This is a genomic window from Rathayibacter sp. PhB1, from assembly GCF_004362935.1.
In the GTDB taxonomy this organism is placed as follows: domain Bacteria; phylum Actinomycetota; class Actinomycetes; order Actinomycetales; family Microbacteriaceae; genus Rathayibacter; species Rathayibacter festucae.
Genome location: NZ_SNYD01000002.1, coordinates 600,651 through 620,322, shown reverse-complemented (window position 1 = coordinate 620,322; position 19,672 = coordinate 600,651). Strand labels below are relative to the sequence as shown.

The window sequence follows — 19,672 nt, the reverse complement described above, 5'->3', positions numbered from 1 at the left end:
AGCCGTTATCCTAGCGCGTCGGCGGTCGCCGGACAGGGGCGGAGGCGGTCATGGCGCGGACAGCGGGAGCGGGTCGCGGACGGCCGCGGGCGTCGTCGCGATCCATGCTCGAGGACGCGGCTCTCGATCTCTTCGTGGAGCAGAGCTACGCGGGCACGACGGTCGAGCAGATCGCCCAGCGCGCCGGCGTCTCGCGCAACACCTTTTTCAACTACTTCGCCTCGAAGAGCGACGTCTTCTGGGTGCTCGTCGACGACCGGCTGGCCGAGCTGCCGGCGGCGCTCGAGGCCGCGTCTCCGGCCGTGTCGACGATGGACGCTCTGCGCGGCGCGCTGCTCGCGGTCGGCGCGGGCTTCGGTCCGTCGAGCGTGCCGTGGGCGCTGACGCAGACCGAGCTGATCGGCAGCGTGCACGAGCTGCAGGCGTCGGCGCTCTCGCGGCTCGCTCGGCAGGCGGCGATCGTCGCGAAGTTCGTGCGAGCGCGGGCCGGACGTCCGCTGCCCGCGCACGTGGCGCACGCCGTCGCCTACGCGAGCGTCGGGGCGGCGGTCGCCGCGGTGCAGGCCTGGGCGGCCGCGGGGCCGACCCGCGGCGAGCTGGTGCCCTACCTCGACGAGGCGCTGACGCCGGTCTGCCGCGGTTTCGCGGCCGTCGTCGGCTGACCGCGCCCGCCCGTCGCGGCTTCCCGGCCCCGCGGTAGGATCGTCGCGGCCGGTGAGCGACACGCTCCGAGAGCCCCCACCCAGGCATCATCACCACCGACGCGGTGCCGCCCATATCGAACCGGAGAACCATGACCGTCGCCGACCGCCTCCCCGCCAAGCCCGCCCTCGAGGGCCTCGAGAGCAAGTGGGGCCTCGTCTGGCAGACGGACGGCACCTACCGGTTCGATCGCACCGGGCTCTCCCGCGCGGACGTCTACTCGATCGACACCCCGCCGCCGACCGCCTCCGGCTCGCTGCACATCGGGCACGTCTTCTCCTACACGCACACCGACGTCGTCGCGCGCTTCCAGCGCATGCGCGGCAAGAGCGTCTTCTACCCGATGGGCTGGGACGACAACGGCCTGCCCACCGAGCGCCGGGTGCAGAACTACTACGGCGTCCGCTGCGACCCGACCCTGCCCTACACGCCGGACTTCGTGCCGCCGTTCGAGGGCGGCGACAACAAGAGCAGCAAGGCGGCCGACCAGAAGCCGATCTCCCGCCGCAACTTCATCGAGCTGTGCGAGCGCCTCACCGTCGAGGACGAGAAGCAGTTCGAGGACCTCTGGCGCACCCTCGGCCTCTCGGTCGACTGGACGCAGAGCTACCGCACCATCGGCGAGGAGTCGCAGGCCGCGTCGCAGCGCGCCTTCCTGCGGAACCTCGCCCGCGGCGAGGCCTACCAGGCGCAGGCGCCGACCCTCTGGGACATCACCTTCCGGACCGCGGTCGCGCAGGCCGAGCTCGAGGACAAGGACCAGCCCGGCGCGTACCACCGCATCGGCTTCCACCGCGACGGTGCGGAGGACGTCTTCATCGAGACGACCCGCCCCGAGCTGCTGCCCGCGTGCGTCGCCCTCGTGGCGCACCCGGACGACGAGCGCTACCAGGCGCTCTTCGGAACGACCGTGCGCACTCCGCTCTTCGACGTCGAGGTGCCGGTGCTCGCGCACCACCTCGCGCAGAAGGACAAGGGCTCGGGCATCGCGATGATCTGCACCTTCGGCGACCTGACCGACGTCGTCTGGTGGCGCGAGCTCGATCTGCCCAACCGCGCGGTCATCGGCTTCGACGGCCGCCTGATCTCCGAGGCGCCCGCCGCCATCGAGAGCGAGGCCGGCCGTGCCGCCTACGCGCAGCTCGCCGGCAAGACCGTGTTCTCCGCGAAGCAGACCGTGGTCGCGCTGCTCACCGAGTCCGGCGAGATGGTCGGCGAGCCCCGCCCGATCGTCCACCCGGTGAAGTTCTTCGAGAAGGGCGACAAGCCGCTCGAGATCGTCTCGACCCGCCAGTGGTACATCGTCAACGGCGCCCGCGACGCGGCGCTCAAGGAGCGCCTGCTCGAGCTCGGCCGCGACGTGCGGTTCGTGCCCGAGTTCATGCGCGTCCGCTACGAGAACTGGGTGAACGGCCTCGCCGGCGACTGGCTGATCTCGCGCCAGCGCTTCTTCGGCGTGCCGATCCCGGTCTGGTACCCGCTCGACGGCGACGGCAACCCGGTGTTCGACGCGCCGATCGTCCCCGAGGAGTCGGCGCTGCCCGTGGACCCGTCCTCGGACGCCGCCCCCGGCTACTCGGAGGACCAGCGCGGCGTGGCCGGCGGCTTCCAGGGCGAGCTCGATGTGATGGACACCTGGGCGACCTCCTCGCTCACCCCGCAGCTCGCCGGCGGCTGGGAGCGCGACGACGAGCTCTGGCAGCTCGTGGCGCCCTACGACCTGCGCCCCCAGGGTCAGGACATCATCCGCACCTGGCTCTTCTCGACCCTGCTGCGCTCGCAGCTCGAGGACGGCCGCGCGCCGTGGAGCACCGCGACGGTCTCCGGCTTCATCGTCGACCCCGACCGCAAGAAGATGTCGAAGTCGAAGGGCAACGTCGTCACGCCGGCCGGCATGCTCGAGCAGCACGGCTCGGACGCGGTGCGCTACTGGGCCGCCTCCTCGCGCCTGGGCACCGACGCGGCCTTCGACCCGCAGAACCCGACGCAGATCAAGATCGGCCGCCGCCTGGCCATCAAGGTGCTCAACGCGGCGAAGTTCATCCACGGCTTCCCGCTGCCGGAGGGCGCGACGGTCAGCGACCCGCTCGACCTGAGCATGCTCGCCGCGCTCGACGGCGTGGTGGCAGACGCCACGACCGCGCTGGAGAACTACGACCACGCCCGTGCGCTCGAGATCACCGAGGCGTTCTTCTGGACGTTCTGCGACGACTACCTGGAGCTGGTGAAGGAGCGCGCGTACGGCGAGGACGGCGCGTCCGCGGCCGCCGCCCTGCACCGCGCGCTGGACGTGCTGCAGCGGCTGTTCGCGCCGTTCATCCCGTTCGCGGTCGAGGAGACCTGGTCCTGGTCGCACGACGGCTCGGTGCACGTGCAGCCGTGGCCGGAGCAGGCCGCTCTCGGCGGCGACCCGGCCGTTCTCACCGCGGCCAGCACCGTGCTGACGGCGATCCGCCGGGCGAAGACCGATGCGAAGGCCTCCCAGAAGACGCCGGCTAGCTCCGCCGTCGTCACCGCGCCGGCCGAGCTGGTGGCGTCGCTGCGACTCGCCGCGGGCGACCTCGCGGCCGTCGGCCGGATCGCCGCGCTCGACTTCGCCGAGGGCGAATCGCTCTCCGTGCAGATCGAGCTCGAGACCGAGCCGACCGCCTGATCACCCCGGGGGGCGGGCCACGGTCCGCTCCCCCTCTTCTCGAGAGGAACACCTCATGCAGCTCGGAACGCGCTGGCCGGTCGGCGGAGACACGCCGTCCACCCTGCCCGAGATCGTCGTCACCGCCGTCCGCGACGTGGAGGGCGAGCTCGCCGCCGCCGGCACGGACAGCTCCGCCTGGCGCTGGACGCTGACCTGGCTCGAGGGCAAGCCCGTGCTCGAACTCGACGACGGCACCACCATCACCTACCACCCGGACGAGGACGCCGCCTACATCACCCAGCCGCAGGGCCGCGTCGAGGGCGAGGACGACGACTGGGGCTGAGCGGCTGACGGCGTGGATCTCGATACGCGCGCTGCGCGCGCTACTCGATCAGCATGATGGGCCGCTGCGCGGTCTGCTCGATCAGCATGAGCGGGCCGCTTCGCGCGCTGCTCGATCAGCATGCTTCCGCCCACAGCGCACAATGCCCGAACAGCCCGGCAGGCGCGTCCCCATGCTGGTCGAGTAGCCCCGCAGGGGGCGTATCGAGACCCACCGTCGACGAGAGGGTGGGTCTGCAGACTCCACTGCCGGCGACGGTGGATCTCGATACGCCCGCTCCGCGGGCTACTCGATCAGCATGAGTGGGCGGCGGCGGCGCCCCTAGGCTCGCTGGATGAGCACTTCCGCCGCCGTCGCCGTCCTGATCGAGCCGAGCGGGCTGCCGCACGGGCTGCCCGACTTCGCGGCGGTCGAGCCGGAGGCGTACCGCCCGGCGTTCGACGAGGCGCTGCGGCGGCACCGCGCGGAGATCGAGGCGATCGCCTCCTCCCCTGACGAGCCGACGGTGGAGAACACGCTGGTGGCGCTCGAGCGCTCCGGGCGGGAGCTGCGCCGGGTCAGCGCGGTCTTCTTCACGGTGGGCGCGTCCGATCGCACGCCGCTGACCGACGCCGTCGAGGAGGAGCTCGCCCCGCTCCTCTCTGCGCACGACGACGCGATCACCCTCGACCCACGCCTCTACGCCCGGGTGCGCTCGCTCGCCGACCGCGAGGCGACACTCGACCTGGACGCGGAAACCTCCTACCTGCTCGAGCGCGTCCTCCTGCGCTTCGAGCGCGCGGGCGCCCTCCTCGACGACGCCGGCAAGACCCGGCTCAGCGCGCTGAACGAGCGGCTGTCGAGCCTGACCACCCGGTTCGACAAGAACCTGCTCGCCGACACCAACGAGCGGGCCGTGCTGTTGGAGCGCGCCGAGGAGCTCGACGGACTCGACGCCTCCGAGATCTCCGCCGCCGCCCGTGCCGCCACGGACCGCGGTGCCGACGGCTACCTCGTGACGCTGCCGCTCTACTCCGGGCACCCGTGGCTCGCCCGCCTGCGCGATCGCTCCGTCCGCGAGCGGATCCTGCGCGCCTCCCTCGGCCGCGCCGGGGAGAGCGGAGCGCACGACGACCGGGAGGTCCTGCTCGACATCGTCGCCCTGCGCGCCGAGCGCGCCGCACTCCTGGGCCACTCCTCGCACGCCGCGTTCGTGATCTCGGGCCAGACGGCCGGCACACCCGAGCGCGTCCGCGCCCTCCTCGAGGAGCTCGCGATCCCCGCCGCCCGGAACGCCCGCGCCGAGCTCGAGCAGATGCAGCAGCAGGCCGACACCGAGCAGGACGCCGCAGGACGGCCGCGCTTCATGCTCGAGGCCTGGGACCGCGCCTTCTACGAGGAGCGCGTCCGCACCGCCCGCTACGCCGTCGACTCCAGCGCGCTCCGCCCCTACTTCGAGCTCGAGCGCGTCCTGCGCGAGGGCGTCTTCGCCGCCGCCACCGGGCTCTACGGCGTCCGGTTCGCGGAGCGGCCCGACCTGGTGGGGCACAGCGCGCACGTCCGCGTCTTCGAGGTCGCGGAGGAGGACGGCACCCCGCTCGGTCTGTTCCTCTTCGACCCGTTCACGCGCGACTCGAAGCGCGGCGGCGCCTGGATGATCTCGCTCAGGACCCGGACGACGCTGCTCGGCGACTCCGCCGTCGTCGTGAACACGCTGAACATCTCGGCGCCCGGGAACGGGGAGCCGGCGCTGCTCAGCCTCGACGAGGTCGAGACCCTCTTCCACGAGTTCGGGCACGCGCTGCACGGCCTCTTCGCGACCACGCGCTACCCGCGCTTCGGCGGGACGAGCGTCTTCCGCGACTTCGTCGAGTTCCCGAGCCAGGTCAACGAGATGTGGATCCGGCACCCGGAGCTGCTGCCCGTCTACGCCCGGCACGTCGAGACCGGCGAGCCACTGCCGGCCGCCGTCGTCGAGCAGCTCGAGGCGGCGGCGCTCTGGGGCGAGGGCTTCGCGACCACGGAGTACCTGGCCGCCGCCCTGCTCGACCTCGCCTGGCACGAGACACCCGCCTCCGCCGACCGCGCCGACGTCGTGGAGTTCGAGACGCGCGCGCTGGAGGCCGCCGGGCTGCTGGACCCCGCGATCCCGCCGCGCTACCGCAGCACCTACTTCAAGCACGTCTTCTCGGGCGGCTACTCCGCGGGCTACTACTCCTACATCTGGAGCGAGATCCTGGACGCCGACACCGTCGAGTGGTTCGAGGAGAACGGCGGTCTCGACCGCGCGGCGGGCGAGCGGTTCCGGCGGCGGATCCTCGAGATCGGCGGCTCGCGCGACCCGCTCGTCGCCTACCGGGAGTTCCGCGGGCGCGACGCGCGCACCGAGCCCCTGCTGCGGCGCCGCGGACTCGCCTGATCCGAGGGCGCGTCCCAGGGGTCAGGAGTGGCGGGCCACCCGACGCGGGTGCAGCCAGGCCAGCACGACCAGCCCCACCACCAGGCCCCAGAACGCGGAGCCGATCCCCGCGACCGCGATGCCGGACGCGGTGACGAGCAGGGTCGCCGCGGCGGGCAGACGCAGTCGCGCGTCCTCGACCGCGGCCTGCACCGACGAGACGAACACGCCGAGCAGCGCCAGCCCGGCCACCGCCTCGATCAGCAGCGGACTGGCGGAGGAGACGAGGGCGGCGGCCGCTCCCGCGACCGCGCCGAGCACCAGATAGGACGCTCCCGCCGAGACCGAGGCGATCCACCGCCGCTCCGGCTGCGGCGAGGCCTCCGGACCCGCGGTCAGAGCAGCACTCAGCGCCGCGTAGTTGACCGGCACTCCCCCGAACACCGCCGAGACGCCGGAGGCGAGGCCGCTCGAGACGATCGCCGGACGGGAGTGCGCCTCGAAGCCGAAGCTCGACAGCACCGCGATGCCGGGGATGTTCTGCCCCGCCATCGTGACGACGTAGAGCGGCAGCCCGATACCGACCATCGCGCCGATCTCGAAGACCGGCACGACGAACTCGGGGACCGGCAGCAGCGGCGCCCCGGCGAGGGCGGCGCCGTCCGTGACGAGCAGCAGCACGATCGCGAGCGCGATCGCCGCCGGCACCGCCCAGCGCGGCAGCAGGCGGAGCAGGATCAGCCAGAGCGCGATCACCGGCAGCGCGAGCAGCGGGATCTCGACCGCGGCCCGCACGGGCGCCAGCACGAGCGGGAACAGGATGCCGGCGAGCATCGCGTTGGCGAGCGGCCGCGGGATGCGCGCCACGAGCCTCCCGAGCGCCGGCCAGAGCCCGGTCACCACGATCAGCGCGGACGCGACGAGGAAGGCGCCGACGGCGCGGTCGAAGCCCCCGGGCAGGGTCGCGGTGGCGGCGAGCAGCGCGGCGCCCGGGGTGCTCCAGGCGAAGGTCATCGGCACCCGGTAGCGCACACTCAGCGCGATGCATAGCACGCCTTGCAGCACGCAGACCGCGAGCAGACCCGACGCGGCCTGAGCATCGGTGGCGCCGACGGCGACGACGCCCGCGAGGACGATCGCGAAGGAGCTGGAGAAGCCGGTGAGCGCGGCGACGATCCCGGCGAGGAGCGGCTGGACGATGACGGTGCCTCCGGTCGCTGACCCGGCCGGGCGCGACGCCGGCGGACGCATCGGCGATGCGCTCCGCCAGAGTAGGGAACCGCGTCCCGCCCGGGCGCGCGAACGCCGGGCCAATCAGCGCGAACTGGTCACGCGACGGCCCGGCGGAGGCGACTCAGGCGCTCTTCTCCTGGCGGCGCGGAGCGTGCGGCACGATGGTCGGCGCGGCGTTGTCCAGGACGGCGGCGCGGGTGACGACCACGCGGGCGACCTCGTCGGAGGACGGCACCTCGAACATGATCGGGCCGAGCACCTCCTCGAGGATGGCGCGGAGGCCGCGGGCGCCGGTCTGGCGCAGCACGGCGAGATCGGCGATCGCCTCGAGGGCGCCGCGGTCGAACTCGAGCTCGACCCCGTCGATCTCGAACATCCGCTGGTACTGCTTGACCAGCGCGTTGCGCGGCTCGGTCAGGATCTGCATCAGCGCGACCTGGTCGAGCTGCGTGACGGTGGTGACCACCGGGAGGCGGCCGATGAACTCGGGGATGAGCCCGAACTTGTGCAGGTCCTCCGGGAGCACCTCGCTGAAGATGTTGATCTCGTCCTGCTTGTTGTGCAGCGGAGCGCCGAAGCCGATGCCGCGCTTGCCGGCACGCGAGGAGATGATGTCCTCCAGCCCGGCGAAGGCGCCGGCCACGATGAACAGCACGTTCGTCGTGTCGATCTGGATGAACTCCTGGTGCGGGTGCTTCCGGCCGCCCTGCGGGGGCACGGAGGCGACGGTGCCCTCGAGGATCTTCAGCAGTGCCTGCTGCACGCCCTCGCCCGAGACGTCGCGGGTGATCGACGGGTTCTCGGCCTTGCGGGCGATCTTGTCGACCTCGTCGATGTAGATGATGCCGGTCTCGGCCCGCTTGACGTCGTAGTCAGCGGCCTGGATCAGCTTGAGCAGGATGTTCTCGACGTCCTCGCCGACGTAGCCCGCCTCGGTCAGCGCCGTCGCGTCGGCCACGGCGAAGGGCACGTTCAACCGCTTGGCCAGCGTCTGAGCGAGGTAGGTCTTGCCGCAGCCGGTGGGGCCGATCAGCAGGATGTTGCTCTTGGCGATCTCGATCTCGTCGTGGATCGCGTCCGCGGCAGTGATGGTGTTGCGCACCCGCACGCGCTTGTAGTGGTTGTAGACCGCGACGGCGAGGGCGCGCTTGGCCTGCTCCTGGCCGATCACGTACTCCTCGAGGAAGCCGTAGATCTCCTTCGGCTTCGGGAGGTCGAACTCGTGACTCGTCTCCTCGCTCGACTCGGAGAGGCGCTCCTCGATGATCTCGTTGCACAGCTCGACGCACTCGTCGCAGATGTAGACGCCGGGACCGGCGATGAGCTGCTGGACCTGCTTCTGGCTCTTGCCGCAGAACGAGCACTTCAGCAGGTCGGCGCTTTCGCCAATACGTGCCACGGGGATGCCCCACTTCCTTGTCGTGCGTCGGTGCTCTCGGGCGGCGGTGCCGTCGAGCGTCTCGCAGAGGGCGGTCATGCGGAACCGCCGAACTCAGGACCGAGCCTAGCCGCTGAGCCGAGGGGGCTCGGCAGGCGGGCCGGATCGGCGGACCATTGCCCCGTCCGTGTCGGTTTGCTACGGTCCGGCGGCGCGGATCCGCCCGCCGGCACGCGGAAGGGCCGGGCGGCGGATCGCTCCGCCTCCCGGCCCTTCGACGATCGGTCGGTCTCCCGAGGTCAGACCGTGAGGGCGGGAACGCCCTTGCGGCTGGTCAGGATCTGGTCGATCAGTCCGTACTCGAGCGCGTCGTCGGCGCCGAGGATCTTGTCGCGGTCGATGTCCTTCTTGACCTGCTCCGGCGAGCGGTTGGAGTGGAAGGACAGCGTCTTCTCGAGCCACTCGCGCATGCGCATGATCTCCGCGGCCTGGATCTCGATGTCCGAGGCCTGGCCACCGCCCTGCTGCACGGCAGGCTGGTGGATCAGGATGCGCGCGTTCGGCAGCGCCAGGCGCTTGCCGGGCGTGCCCGCCGCGGTGAGCACCGCTGCGGCCGACGCGGCCTGACCGAGGACGACGGTCTGGATGTGCGGGCGGATGTACTGCATCGTGTCGTAGATCGCCGTCATCGCGGTGAACGAGCCACCGGGCGAGTTGATGTACATCACGATGTCGCGGTCCGGGTCCTGGCTCTCGAGCACGAGGAGCTGGGCCATGATGTCGTCCGCGGACGCGTCGTCGACCTGCACGCCGAGGAAGATGATGCGGTCCTCGAAGAGCTTCGCGTAGGGGTCCTGGCGCTTGTAGCCGTAGGCCGTGCGCTCCTCGAACGTGGGGAGGATGTAGCGGGAGGAGGGCGCGGCTCCGGAGCCGAAGGCCGTCCCGCCGAAGGTGGGTGTGTTCATTGTCTCTTCCTGATCTCTCGGCGCGTCGGGGTGCTCAGCTGTCGGTGGCGGTTCCGCCGCCGCCGGCGACGTCGGTCGCCGAGGAGCGGATGTGGTCGACGAAGCCGTAGGCCAGGGCCTCCTCGGCGCTGAACCAGCGGTCGCGGTCGCCGTCCTCGTTGACCTGCTCGACGGTCTTGCCGGTCGCCTTGGCGGTGATCTCGGCGAGGCGCTTCTTCATGTCGAGGATCAGCTGCGCCTGCGTCTGGATGTCGGACGCGGTGCCGCCGAACCCGCCGTGCGGCTGGTGCAGCAGGACGCGGGCGTTCGGCGTGATGTAGCGCTTGCCCTGGGTCCCCGCGGTGAGCAGGAGCTGACCCATGGACGCCGCCATGCCGATGCCGACCGTCACGATGTCGTTCGGCACGAACTGCATCGTGTCGTAGATCGCCATTCCCGCGGTGATCGAGCCGCCGGGCGAGTTGATGTACAGGAAGATGTCCTTCTCGGCGTCCTCGGCCGCGAGGAGCAGGAGCTTCGCTGCGATCTCGTTCGCATTCTCGTCGCGCACCTCAGAACCGAGCCAGATGATCCGGTCCTTGAGAAGGCGGTCGAAAACACTGTTGGGCATCGCCATATCGGCCATGTGTCGCTCCGTTTCAGTTGTCGCTTCGGAGGCGAATCTATCGGACGCCACCCGGGCGACCCGGCCGTGTTCGCCGGGGGCGGAGCCGGAGCCCCCGGTGTTCGCCCGGGGCGGACTGCGGGCGGGCGGCGGGCGGGCGGCGGGCGGGCGGGACCGTGCAGGGACTCGGGCCGGGACGACGAGAGCCGCCCCCGGTGATCCGGGAGCGGCTCCTGTCGTTCTGCGTCGAGGACTACTCGGCGGCCGGGGTGTCCTCGGCGGCCGGAGCCTTCTTCTTCGCGGGGGCGCGCTTCTTCTTGGGGGCCGGAGCGGCCTCCTCCTCGGCGGGCGCCTCGGCGGCGGCGGGGGCCTCCTCGACGACGGCCTCCTCGACGGCCTCGGCGGCGGGCGCGTCGACCTCGGCGGTCGTGGCGTCGTCGGCGGTCTCGTCCGCGTCGTCGCCGGGGACGGCGGTGAACGCGGTCAGGTCGACGGCGTTGCCCTCGGTGTCGGTGACCTTCGCCTTGCCCAGGACGATGGCGAGCGCCTTGTTGCGGGCGACCTCGCCGACCATCTGGCCGATCTGGTTGTTCTCGGAGAGGATCTTGATGAACTCGTTCGGCTCCATGCCGTACTGCGCCGCACCCTGGATCAGGTACTGCGTGAGCTCGTCCTGGCTGACCTGGACCTTCTCCTGCTCGACGACGTGGTCGAGGAGGATCTGGGTCTTGAAGGTCTTCTCGCTCGCCTCGGTGACCTCGGCGCGGTGCTCGGCGTCCTCGAGGCGGTTCTCGCCCTCGAGGTGGCGGTGCACCTCGTCCTCGACGAGCGCGGCGGGGACGGGAACCTCGACGAGGCCGAGGAGGGCCTCGACGAGCTTCTCGCGCGCCTGGCCGCCCTGACCGAAGGTCTTCTGCTGGGCGGCCTGCTCCTTGAGCGAGTCGCGCAGCTCGGCGATGGTGTCGAACTCGCTGGCGATCTGCGCGAAGTCGTCGTCGGCGTCGGGGAGCTCGCGCTCCTTGACGGCGGTGAGCGTCACGGCGATCTCGGCCTGCTGGCCGGCGTGGTCGCCACCGAGCAGCGGAGCGGTGAACGTGGTGCTCTCCCCCGCGGTGAGCGAGTCGAGCGCCTCGTCGATGCCCTCGATCAGCTCGCCCGAGCCGAGCTCGTAGGAGATGGCGTTGGCCGTGTCGACCTCGACGCCGTCGATGGTCGCGATGAGGTCGATCTGCGCGAAGTCGCCGGTCGTCGCGGGGCGATCGACGGTGACGAGCGTGCCGAAGCGGCTGCGGAGCTTGTCGAGCTCGGCGTCGACGTCGGCGTCGGTCACCTCGGCCGCGTCGACCGTCAGCTCGAGGCCGTCGTAGGCCGGGACCGTGATCTCGGGGCGGACGTCGACCTCGATGGCGAGCTCGAGGTCGCCGGTGAAGTCCTTGTCGCTCGGCCAGGCGACGATGTCGGCCTGCGGGCGCCCCAGGGGGCGCACCTCGGTCTCGCGGACGGCCTCGCGGTAGAAGCCGTCGAGCCCCTCGTTGACCGCGTGCTCGAGGACGGCGGCCTTGCCGACCCGCTGGTCGACGATCGCCGGCGGGACCTTGCCCTTGCGGAAGCCGGGGACGTTGATCTGCTCGGCGATGTGGCCGTAGGCGTGGGTGATGCTGGGGCCGAGCTCGTCCGGGGTGACCGAAATCGCGAGCTTGACGCGGGTCGGGCTCAGCTTTTCTACCGTGGTCTTCACGTGAGGGGATCTCCTGTGCTGGTTGGTGTCGGCGCCGTGTGACCGGTCGTCACGGGTCGATGTCGTCACGATGAGTACTCGTGGTCGGGGCGACAGGATTCGAACCTGCGACCTCCCGCTCCCAAAGCGGGCGCTCTAGCCAAGCTGAGCTACGCCCCGGTTGCGCGGGCCGGTGCACCGTGCCGATGAGGACTCTCGTCGAGCCCTTCCTGCACGGTCACTGGCGCGACACGCCGAAATGGCCTTCGCAAGTGTACTGCACCGCACTCCTGCGGCCGGAACAGGCGCGCGGGGGCGGCTTCGCCGGTCGGCGTCGCAACGTGATCCGGTCGTGTACTACAGTGTCCTGGTGCCCGGTCGAGACGACGGGCCCCGCCCGAGAGGGCGGCCCGCGGCGGGTTCTCCGGAATGCCGATTTCGGGGCTGTAGCTTAGTGGTAAAGCCTCTGTCTTCCAAACAGATGATGCGAGTTCGATTCTCGTCAGCCCCTCCGAGGAAAGAAAGCCCCGGTCAGCCCGCGTTATCGTCGTCGTCTGCTGGTCGGAGTGGCAGGGCATCGTTGGCCGTTCGTGCCAGCCGCGTGCCATAGCCGCTCTCGGAAGAGGCTCCGAGGGCCGCATCAATGCCGGCCGCGATGATCCGCCCGCGCTCCTCCGCGGCGTGCTGATAGGTCAGCGCGACAGTCGGCGAGCGGTGCCCTCCGCGCTGCATCAGCTCCCTCGTCGTCGCCCCGCCTGGGCCGCCGCGGTGAGCCCTGCGTGCCGGATGTCGTGCACCTGGAACTGGTCCAGCTCGAGGGCCCTCGTCGCCTTCTTCCAGGCCCGCTGCACCTGCGCCCGCGAGTAGCCGCGACCGTCGGCCTGAGCGAACAGTGGCGCCCGTCCAAAGGTGCTGCCGCGGCCGGCGAGGTGCTCTCGCATGGCGGCGATGATCGAGGCGGGGAGCGCGACCGTTCGGGCGTTGCCGGTCTTCGTCGGCGTCGTGATGTGCTCGCCTCCGACCGTGACTGTCTGCCGCTCTACGACGAGCGTCCCGGAGTCGAGGTCGAGGTCGCGCCGCTCGAGCGCGATCAGCTCTCCGAGGCGCAGGTGCGCTCCGAAGGTCAGAACCAGCAGGGGTCGGAACGGATGGGTCGCCACAGAGGTCACCGCGGGCGGCGTGACCCTCCGCGCGCAGCAGGCCGGGCTCTGGGCCCGCAGCCCGCTCAAGATCGTCGCGGAGCGCCACGGGCTCATTGACGGGCAGGGGAAGCGCATCGCAAACGTGCTCGGCCGCGACGTCCCGGATGCTCTCCGAGCACGATGACCGACCCGACACCCCTCGAGCTGGCAGAGGGCAACCTCGCCGCACTCCAGCGCCGTATCCGCCGCGGCGAGGGCTCACCCCTTGACCTCGGCGCGGCTCAGGCTCGCGTCGCGCACGCTCGCCTCCGTGACAAGGGCACCCGCGCTCGCCAGCGTGACGACCTCGCTCGGACCAGGGCGAGAGTCACCGGCGACGCGAAGCTCGCGGCATCCGGCCTCCCCTCTCGGAAACCTGACTTACCTGGCAAGCACGACTACGCGGCGGAGGCGATTGAGGATCTCGCCCGCGCGGTCGAGAAGCACAACGTGTGGATCCTCGATGTCGCGAAGGCACTTCAGGCACGCGGAGTACCAGCGCTCGAATGGGATCGCGTCCGCCCCGAGCGATTCGACCCGGACAACCACGCGGTACTCGAGCAGGGCGGTGGCGTCTCTTCGGTCACGGTCGGGGGCCGCACCTACCGGCCAGCGAACGCCGGCCCGCTGGCCCTGCATGCTTTTCGCGTCGCAGCGACTCGCCGCAAGCTCGAGGACGACCACGGCCGCCGCCTCGACCTCGACCTCGGGAAGGACACCCCGGACGCTCTCCGCGACCAATAGGCAGCACGACAGACGAAGGCCCTGCGCTCACTCCGAGCCGGGGCCTTCCTGCGTTCGCGCAGTGAACCCATGGGCCAGAAAATCCCTCGCGCGCGGGCAAGGTACTCCACCCATGAGCCAGTACATGCCTCGCGCGCGGGCGCGCAAGGCACCGCTCACTCACATGTAGACAGGCCGGGGGTCCTGGTCACGCCGGCGGCGTCCAGTGCACCTTGGGGAACTGAAGGCTCCGCATCCGGGGCAAGTCGGAGTCGGAGGCGATGCCGGCAAGGGTCCGGAACTGTTGCATGGTGAAGTCCGGTTCCCCAAGCGCCCACGAAAACAGCTCCATGCCGCTCGGGGACATTGTCGTCCTCAGCTCGACCGCCCAAGGGACGGTTACCTCGGATTCCTGCGATGGGCCGAGCCGCCAGTCGGAGTCGAGCAGTGACAGCCTTGCGAGTCCAGTCACGGCATGGTAGAGCTGGCCGGCTGCCTTCTTCACATCGGTCGTGCCTGGTGAAAGAATCTCGACCACTTCAGGGACGGCAGCGGACATTTGCAGCAGGCTTCTCCCCTCGGAATGGGCGACCTTCACGTCCGAATTGGCGACAGCGGCTACCGTCCACTCTCGGTACAGCATGAAGTGGAGGCGTAGCTGGAGGGCGCTCATCGAAGCGACGAGCGCGACCCATGATGTACCACGGTCATCGCTGCCGTCTCCTCGGCTGGCCGCCAGGACTCCGGAGAGATACTCCGCCATGACCTCGTCTTCGACGTACGAACCCTCCTCAAGGATCCGATGAGCGACGCGGGGGTGGGGCGGCTCCTCGCGCCTACGACCCTTACCCTCCGCCCGGGCAAGCACCTTCGTCACATTCCGAAGTCGATACTCCGTGTACTGCCCCAACGCGTCCCCGAGTGCATCGGCACTTGGCCCGAGGACACGCTCCATGAGCTTGCCCGCAGTCTTCGCTGCTTCAGAATTGGCGGTCTGCGAGGCAACGGAAGCAGCTGTGATTAGGGGATCCACGCCGCGAACGTATCGCGTCGACCGCCCAGATCAGGAGCAATGGAGCGAGTGTCGGCCAGGCCACCGTTCATCCACAACGGAGGGGCGCCTGGCGGCAGCGGGGGGCCGTCGGGGCGTGGTGGCTTTCCCTGCGAATCGCTACGATCAGCGGATGCTGAAGCGTAGGGTCGTGCCGCTATTTCTTGTCCTGCTACTGAGCGGGTGTGCTGCTACCACCGAAGTGGCAGAAGAGAGCACGCCGACCCCGACCACACCACCGAACAAGTCGGCATGCGCGGAGTTTGCAGCGATCACAAAAGATCTGGCGAGTGACATCGTGAATCCACCCGATGAGACTGCCGATGAGGTGTACGGCGAGTACGAGGGTCGCTTTGATGAGGTATCTCTCGAGGCCGATGGAGAGGTCTCAGAGCGCGTCGCGACCCTCGTCGATGAACTGCCCGAGAAGGGCGTCTACTGGCTCTACATCGACAGTGACGACTACACCGAGAACGTCAAGCGCGTGAAGCGGGCTTGCGACTCGGAAGGCTTCTCCTACGATATGGCCGTGTGGAGCTAGCCCGAGCCACCCACCGCGGCGCCTCCGAACGGCTTGGGCTGAGGCAGGCGCATCAGACTTGTGGAGCTTCGCAGCGTCGGTCGAAAAGGGACCAGCCCTCCTTGAGCAGAAGGTGGGCGGCCACGAACGGCTCGGCAACGTGCTCGAGGCTGCCGCTCGCCTCAGCGAGCCCGATCCCGGACTGCCGTACCGGCCTGGGGGGCGACGACCTCTGAAATAGGCCCCATCCTAGAACATGAGCGTCCGCACTCATCTGTCGCCAGAAGAGTTTCACTGCCGTCCTGCGCTTGGGCTCCCGAAACCGGTGCTGCACGGCCCACTTAATGATCTCCGTCTGGTTAAGCTTCGCGCCACTTCGCCGCAGGGCCGCGACCTGTCCGATCCTTTCCCGGCACCACTGGATCTGTCTGTGGAGGTCGCGTTGCTCCTCGTCGCCGAGCTGATCGGCCCCCACCTCGTTGTAGAACTTCTGCAACTCCTGGTACATCTCGCCGATCACAATCAGTCCGCGTTCCTGACGCTCGGCCGCCTCGTCCGGCGCGAGCATCCAGACCGCTTGGGATGCCCCCATCAGGGCCCCCCGAATGACCGTGAAGTGCGCGCTCGGATAGACCTGACGCGCTTCGATCGCGGTTGCTGCTAGACGCAGGTGCTCCCCTGCGAGCACCAGCGAGAGACGAGCTGTCTCGCTGATCGGATGCCAGCGGAAGCGTGCGTCGTCTGTCGCTAGCTGACTGCGAGGTTCCGGCTGTTCGGGACGCTTGGCGCGCGCCTGCCATCCCTCGAGGTCGGGATAGGTGTCACGGATCGCTTGGAGTGCAGTCTCAATCGTCACGTTCGCCATCATCGCCTGTGCAGACCGTCGCCATCGACAGCCGGGGCGTGGCACGATGTCCATCCATGGCCGATTCCAACCCCTTGCGCGCGGGCGAAGCCCCCTTGCTTCGAGCGGTGTGGGCGGAGCGCTGACTTGGCGGTAGGTTCTGCTCATGTCTGGCTACAAGAAACCGAAGAAACGTCTGCACCGCGACTTTCTCTACCTCAACCACGACGCGGTCGTGAACTCGCTCTCAGCGCTGGAATCGGGTGCGATTGACGAGATCATCCAGAAGTTCGGCGAGACCAGCGAGGGCGGTTTCTCCGGCGGTGTCGGCTACGGCTCCAACAAGCTGTCCGGCTCGAAGAAGAAAGCAGGCAGCGTCGAGGAAGAGCTGAAGCTGACGCGAACGAGATTTTCCGCCTTCGACTCATGGCGGCGCGTTCTCGGCGAGGAGGAGGCCATCGGTCGGCTCACTGCGTGGGATCTGGAGACGCGGAACGAGCTGGAGGTCGGCGACACGGTCGAGTTCGGCGCGACGGTGGCGCTCTCGCCAACACAGATGATCCTCAAGACGTTCGTCGCGTTCGCGGATGGGGCGACAGATCCTGCATCTCCGTTCAAGCAACCGACCGCGAAGGTGGCCGAAATCAAAAAGTTGGTGTCGCAGGTCAAGTCCCTCCTGACTGGGAAAGGTGGCTCGACCAAGCTCCAGATCTACATCGCACCTTTGGGAGTGGCGGGCCCGCGGGTCATCGGCACCCTCGACGAGGCGTACCTGGTCGCCGGAGCCGACGCCATCTCCGGCGAGTACACCGTCATCGCACAGGTCGAATCGCTGCTGGCCACGGACCAGAACGTGCCGTCACTACGAATGTTCCGAGACGTACCGCCGTCTCAGATGGAGACCAACTTGATGCAAACGGCCTTCATGAAGCTCCTCCCGGTCGGGACAGATCTGGGCGTCACGTTCGACGAGACGGACCTGACCCTCACCTCGCCCGACGTCATCCTCACGATCGTCGCCATCTACCGCTGAGCCGGGTCGAGTACACCCCGCCAGTCGTGCCAGATCTGTGCCAGTAGCAGTCGATACCGAGCAGAAAGTTGTGGCACGGATCAACACAGACCGATACGCCAATTCCCGTCATTCCGGGCTCTGCGGCGGAACAGCAGGGTCGGAAAAGTAGGGTGCCATCTGTCTTCCAAACAGATGATGCGAGTTCGATTCTCGTCCGCCCCTCCGATTACTTCCTCCCCTTTGCTGGTCGAGCAGCCGCGCAGCGGCGTATCGAGACCGCCGTGCCCAGCAGGGTGGATCTCGATACGCCCTCTGCGAGGGCTACTCGATCAGCATGGGCCTCCACGCAGCGATCGGGCGGCTTCCCCTTGCTGGTCGAGTAGCCGCACAGCGGCGTATCGAGACCCGCCGTCCTCAGCGCGGTGGATCTGGATACGCCCTCTCGGCGCGTTACTCGATCGACATGGGCTCCACGCAGCGATCGGGTGGCTTCACCATGCTGGTCGAGTAGCCGCTTAGCGGCGTATCGAGACCCGCCGTCCTCAGCAGAGGTGGATCTCGATACGCCCTCTGCGAGGGCTACTCGATCAGCAGGGGGCGGGGATCCCTCAGCGGACGGTGACGGCGACCGGGGCGCTCGACGCGGTGTTGCCCGCGGCGTCCGATGCCTTCGACACGACCTGGTGCTCGCCCTTGGGGAAGCCCTTGGTGGAGACGGTCAGCTTCCAGGTGCCGTCGGCCGCCTTCTTCGCGGTCCCGATCCGCGTGCTGCCCGTCCAGAAGACCAGGGACGTGGTGTCGGCGTCCGCGACCGCGACGAGGGTGACCGTTCCGACGACGGTGCTGCCCGCGGTCGGGCTGGTGATGCGCGAGGACGGTGCAGCCGTGTCTCGGGCCGGAGTAGGCGTCGGCGTGCGCGTCGGAGTCGGAGAGGCAGTCGGAGTCGGGGTCGCGGTCGGAGTCGCGGTCGCGGTCGGAGCCGGCGATGCAGTCGCAGTCGGAGTCGCGGTTGCGGTCGGCGTCGCGATCGGAGTCGCGGTCGCGGTCGCGGTCGGCGTCGCGGTCGGCGTGGCAGTCGCGGTCGGCGTCGCGGTCGGCGTTGCACTCGGCGTCGCGGTCGCGGTCGGCGTGGCAGTCGCGGACGGAGACGGAGTCGGAGTGGTGGTCGGGGTGGGGGTCGCGGTCGGGGTCGGGGTCTCGTCAGGATCGGTCGGCTCGGGGACGGCTGTCGGTGCCGGGGAGGTGCTGGGCGTCGGGACGCTCGTCGGCGCAGCGGTCGGCGGCGTGGAGGGCACGGGCGTCGACGTCGGCTCGGGCGCCGCCCAGTCGGGCACGGCCTCGGGGCCCCAGAGGAGGTCGGCGATCAGGGCCTGGCCGCGGGCGTTGGGGTGGAAGTAGTCGACGGTGGACACGATGTCGGGCGAGACGGTGGCGGCGGTGAAGGCGCCGTCGTCCCAGACGCAGCGGGAGCCGACGGCGGAGCAGGCCGCGGCGAGGGCGTCGTTGAACTGCCGGGTGCGCTGCGCAGCTGCGGTGACCGCCGCGGTGTAGGCGTCGCCGGTCTGGACGACGTTGTCGGCCGTCGCCCCGCGGGTCGTGCGGCAGAGCCGGTTCGCCGGCCAGCCCGCCTCGGCCGGTCCCCCGCGCAGGCCCGCCCACTCGGAGGCGATGTCCGGCATCGAGCCGACGAGGACCGTCGCCTCCGGCCAGGTCGACCCGATCTGACGCAGCACGCTCGACGCGGAGGCGCTGAAGGAGGCGGCGGGAGTCATCGCGTACCCGTCGGCGGCGCCCGTGAGGTCGGGGTGGCAGAGGTCGTTCCCGCCCACCAGGAGGGTGATGACGTCGGGGTCCGCGCCGGCCGAGGCGGCGGCGGTCACGGTCGAGGCGACGGCGTTGATCCGGCTCCCCGACTTGGCATAGTTCGCCGTGGTGACGACGCTGCCCGGGTTCACCTCCTGGAGGCGGGTGGCGATCGAGCGGACCGCGCTCGCGGTCCCGGTCGACCAGGAGTTGACCGGGCAGTCGGCGCGGGTGCCGCAGCTCGACGCGCCGCGAGTGATCGAGTCGCCGAAGGAGACGACCGACAGGGTGGGGGCCGGTTCGGCGGCCGCGGCGGGCACCGCGGCCGCGCCGACGAGGAGGAGCACGATCAGGAGGAGGACGGACAGGGGGGAACGGCGGGCCGGGCGCGGGGGCATGACTCTGCTCTCGTGGGGCGACGTGGTGCCGCGGCGGCGGAGCGTGGCGGGGGCGCGGGCTCCGTCGACCGGGCGACCGGGGGACGGGGAGGGGAACCGCCGGATCCGCCCGGAGAAGTGCCGCTCAGGGAGCCCGGCCACTCCGGCGGTGCCGGCTGCTCAGAGCCTGGCCGACGGTGCAGC

Annotated in this window: 16 protein-coding genes and 3 tRNA genes; 9 read left to right on the top strand and 10 right to left on the bottom strand. The window is 70.0% G+C overall.

Going from position 1 to position 19,672, the window contains the following annotated elements:
• Positions 1–104 precede the first annotated feature (104 nt).
• The 4 genes from EDF17_RS07060 (at position 105) to EDF17_RS07045 (ending at position 6,078) form a co-directional block, all read left to right on the top strand.
• Positions 105–662, top strand: a complete 558-nt coding sequence (locus EDF17_RS07060; protein WP_243732811.1) for a TetR family transcriptional regulator — start codon at positions 105–107, stop codon at positions 660–662.
• 131 nt (positions 663–793) lie between these two features.
• On the top strand, positions 794–3,355 hold the full coding sequence (valS, locus tag EDF17_RS07055) for a valine--tRNA ligase (RefSeq protein ID WP_123445816.1): 2,562 nt from the start codon (positions 794–796) through the stop codon (positions 3,353–3,355).
• Positions 3,356–3,410: 55 nt separating this feature from the next.
• A complete protein-coding gene (locus EDF17_RS07050; protein ID WP_123445815.1) occupies positions 3,411–3,680 on the top strand; it encodes a hypothetical protein in 270 nt (89 codons plus the stop codon).
• A 334-nt stretch (positions 3,681–4,014) separates the two neighbouring features.
• Complete coding sequence (locus tag EDF17_RS07045; protein ID WP_123445814.1) at positions 4,015–6,078, top strand: M3 family metallopeptidase; 2,064 nt, start codon at positions 4,015–4,017, stop codon at positions 6,076–6,078.
• 21 nt (positions 6,079–6,099) lie between these two features.
• Here the strand turns inward: EDF17_RS07045 and EDF17_RS07040 are convergent, their stop codons facing one another.
• The 6 genes from EDF17_RS07040 to EDF17_RS07015 all read right to left on the bottom strand — a co-directional run bounded on the left by EDF17_RS07040 (position 6,100) and on the right by EDF17_RS07015 (position 12,134).
• Positions 6,100–7,308, bottom strand: coding sequence for a benzoate/H(+) symporter BenE family transporter (locus tag EDF17_RS07040; protein WP_123445813.1), 1,209 nt, complete (start codon positions 7,306–7,308; stop codon positions 6,100–6,102).
• A 103-nt stretch (positions 7,309–7,411) separates the two neighbouring features.
• Positions 7,412–8,689 (bottom strand): ATP-dependent Clp protease ATP-binding subunit ClpX, encoded by a 1,278-nt coding sequence (gene clpX, locus EDF17_RS07035; RefSeq protein WP_123445812.1) that lies wholly within the window; start codon positions 8,687–8,689, stop codon positions 7,412–7,414.
• Between the two features lie 278 nt (positions 8,690–8,967).
• Complete coding sequence (locus tag EDF17_RS07030; RefSeq protein WP_123445811.1) at positions 8,968–9,633, bottom strand: ATP-dependent Clp protease proteolytic subunit; 666 nt, start codon at positions 9,631–9,633, stop codon at positions 8,968–8,970.
• Positions 9,634–9,667: 34 nt separating this feature from the next.
• Complete coding sequence (locus tag EDF17_RS07025; protein ID WP_260321495.1) at positions 9,668–10,309, bottom strand: ATP-dependent Clp protease proteolytic subunit; 642 nt, start codon at positions 10,307–10,309, stop codon at positions 9,668–9,670.
• Positions 10,310–10,490: 181 nt separating this feature from the next.
• Positions 10,491–11,975, bottom strand: coding sequence for a trigger factor (gene tig / locus EDF17_RS07020; protein WP_123445809.1), 1,485 nt, complete (start codon positions 11,973–11,975; stop codon positions 10,491–10,493).
• Positions 11,976–12,056: 81 nt separating this feature from the next.
• Positions 12,057–12,134, bottom strand: a tRNA-Pro gene (locus EDF17_RS07015).
• Positions 12,135–12,394: 260 nt separating this feature from the next.
• Here EDF17_RS07015 and EDF17_RS07010 point away from each other — a divergent pair.
• Positions 12,395–12,465, top strand: a tRNA-Gly gene (locus EDF17_RS07010).
• 220 nt (positions 12,466–12,685) lie between these two features.
• Here EDF17_RS07010 and EDF17_RS07005 read toward each other — a convergent pair.
• On the bottom strand, positions 12,686–13,114 hold the full coding sequence (locus EDF17_RS07005) for a tyrosine-type recombinase/integrase (RefSeq protein ID WP_166649618.1): 429 nt from the start codon (positions 13,112–13,114) through the stop codon (positions 12,686–12,688).
• A 162-nt stretch (positions 13,115–13,276) separates the two neighbouring features.
• On the opposite strand from EDF17_RS07005, the gene EDF17_RS07000 reads away from it, so the two are divergent.
• Positions 13,277–13,879 carry a hypothetical protein gene (locus EDF17_RS07000; RefSeq protein ID WP_133671938.1) on the top strand — a complete coding sequence of 201 codons (603 nt, stop codon included), beginning with the start codon at positions 13,277–13,279 and terminating at the stop codon, positions 13,877–13,879.
• 187 nt (positions 13,880–14,066) lie between these two features.
• Here EDF17_RS07000 and EDF17_RS06995 read toward each other — a convergent pair whose 3' ends face one another.
• Positions 14,067–14,891: a hypothetical protein gene (locus EDF17_RS06995; RefSeq protein WP_133671936.1), complete on the bottom strand. Its 825-nt coding sequence runs from the start codon at positions 14,889–14,891 to the stop codon at positions 14,067–14,069.
• 151 nt (positions 14,892–15,042) lie between these two features.
• On the opposite strand from EDF17_RS06995, the gene EDF17_RS06990 reads away from it, so the two are divergent.
• Positions 15,043–15,450, top strand: a complete 408-nt coding sequence (locus EDF17_RS06990; RefSeq protein ID WP_133671934.1) for a hypothetical protein — start codon at positions 15,043–15,045, stop codon at positions 15,448–15,450.
• 52 nt (positions 15,451–15,502) lie between these two features.
• Here the strand turns inward: EDF17_RS06990 and EDF17_RS06985 are convergent, their stop codons facing one another.
• Positions 15,503–16,285 (bottom strand): hypothetical protein, encoded by a 783-nt coding sequence (locus tag EDF17_RS06985; protein WP_133671932.1) that lies wholly within the window; start codon positions 16,283–16,285, stop codon positions 15,503–15,505.
• Positions 16,286–16,439: 154 nt separating this feature from the next.
• Here EDF17_RS06985 and EDF17_RS06980 point away from each other — a divergent pair, with 154 nt between their 5' ends.
• Positions 16,440–17,306, top strand: a complete 867-nt coding sequence (locus tag EDF17_RS06980; RefSeq protein ID WP_123445802.1) for a hypothetical protein — start codon at positions 16,440–16,442, stop codon at positions 17,304–17,306.
• Positions 17,307–17,442: 136 nt separating this feature from the next.
• Positions 17,443–17,510 (top strand) — tRNA-Ser (locus EDF17_RS19775).
• A 386-nt stretch (positions 17,511–17,896) separates the two neighbouring features.
• Here the strand turns inward: EDF17_RS19775 and EDF17_RS06975 are convergent.
• Positions 17,897–19,489 (bottom strand): GDSL-type esterase/lipase family protein, encoded by a 1,593-nt coding sequence (locus EDF17_RS06975; RefSeq protein ID WP_166649617.1) that lies wholly within the window; start codon positions 19,487–19,489, stop codon positions 17,897–17,899.
• Between the last annotated feature and the right edge of the window lie 183 nt (positions 19,490–19,672).

Coding starts and splice junctions, on each gene's coding strand:
- EDF17_RS07060 (WP_243732811.1), top strand. CDS start 105: ATGCTCGAGGACGCGGCTCTCGATCTCTTCGTGGAGCAGAGCTACGCG.
- EDF17_RS06990 (WP_133671934.1), top strand. CDS start 15,043: ATGCTGAAGCGTAGGGTCGTGCCGCTATTTCTTGTCCTGCTACTGAGC.
- EDF17_RS06975 (WP_166649617.1), bottom strand. CDS start 19,489: ATGCCCCCGCGCCCGGCCCGCCGTTCCCCCCTGTCCGTCCTCCTCCTG.
- EDF17_RS06980 (WP_123445802.1), top strand. CDS start 16,440: ATGTCTGGCTACAAGAAACCGAAGAAACGTCTGCACCGCGACTTTCTC.
- EDF17_RS07050 (WP_123445815.1), top strand. CDS start 3,411: ATGCAGCTCGGAACGCGCTGGCCGGTCGGCGGAGACACGCCGTCCACC.
- valS (WP_123445816.1), top strand. CDS start 794: ATGACCGTCGCCGACCGCCTCCCCGCCAAGCCCGCCCTCGAGGGCCTC.
- EDF17_RS07040 (WP_123445813.1), bottom strand. CDS start 7,308: ATGCGTCCGCCGGCGTCGCGCCCGGCCGGGTCAGCGACCGGAGGCACC.
- EDF17_RS07000 (WP_133671938.1), top strand. CDS start 13,277: ATGACCGACCCGACACCCCTCGAGCTGGCAGAGGGCAACCTCGCCGCA.
- EDF17_RS07045 (WP_123445814.1), top strand. CDS start 4,015: ATGAGCACTTCCGCCGCCGTCGCCGTCCTGATCGAGCCGAGCGGGCTG.
- EDF17_RS07030 (WP_123445811.1), bottom strand. CDS start 9,633: ATGAACACACCCACCTTCGGCGGGACGGCCTTCGGCTCCGGAGCCGCG.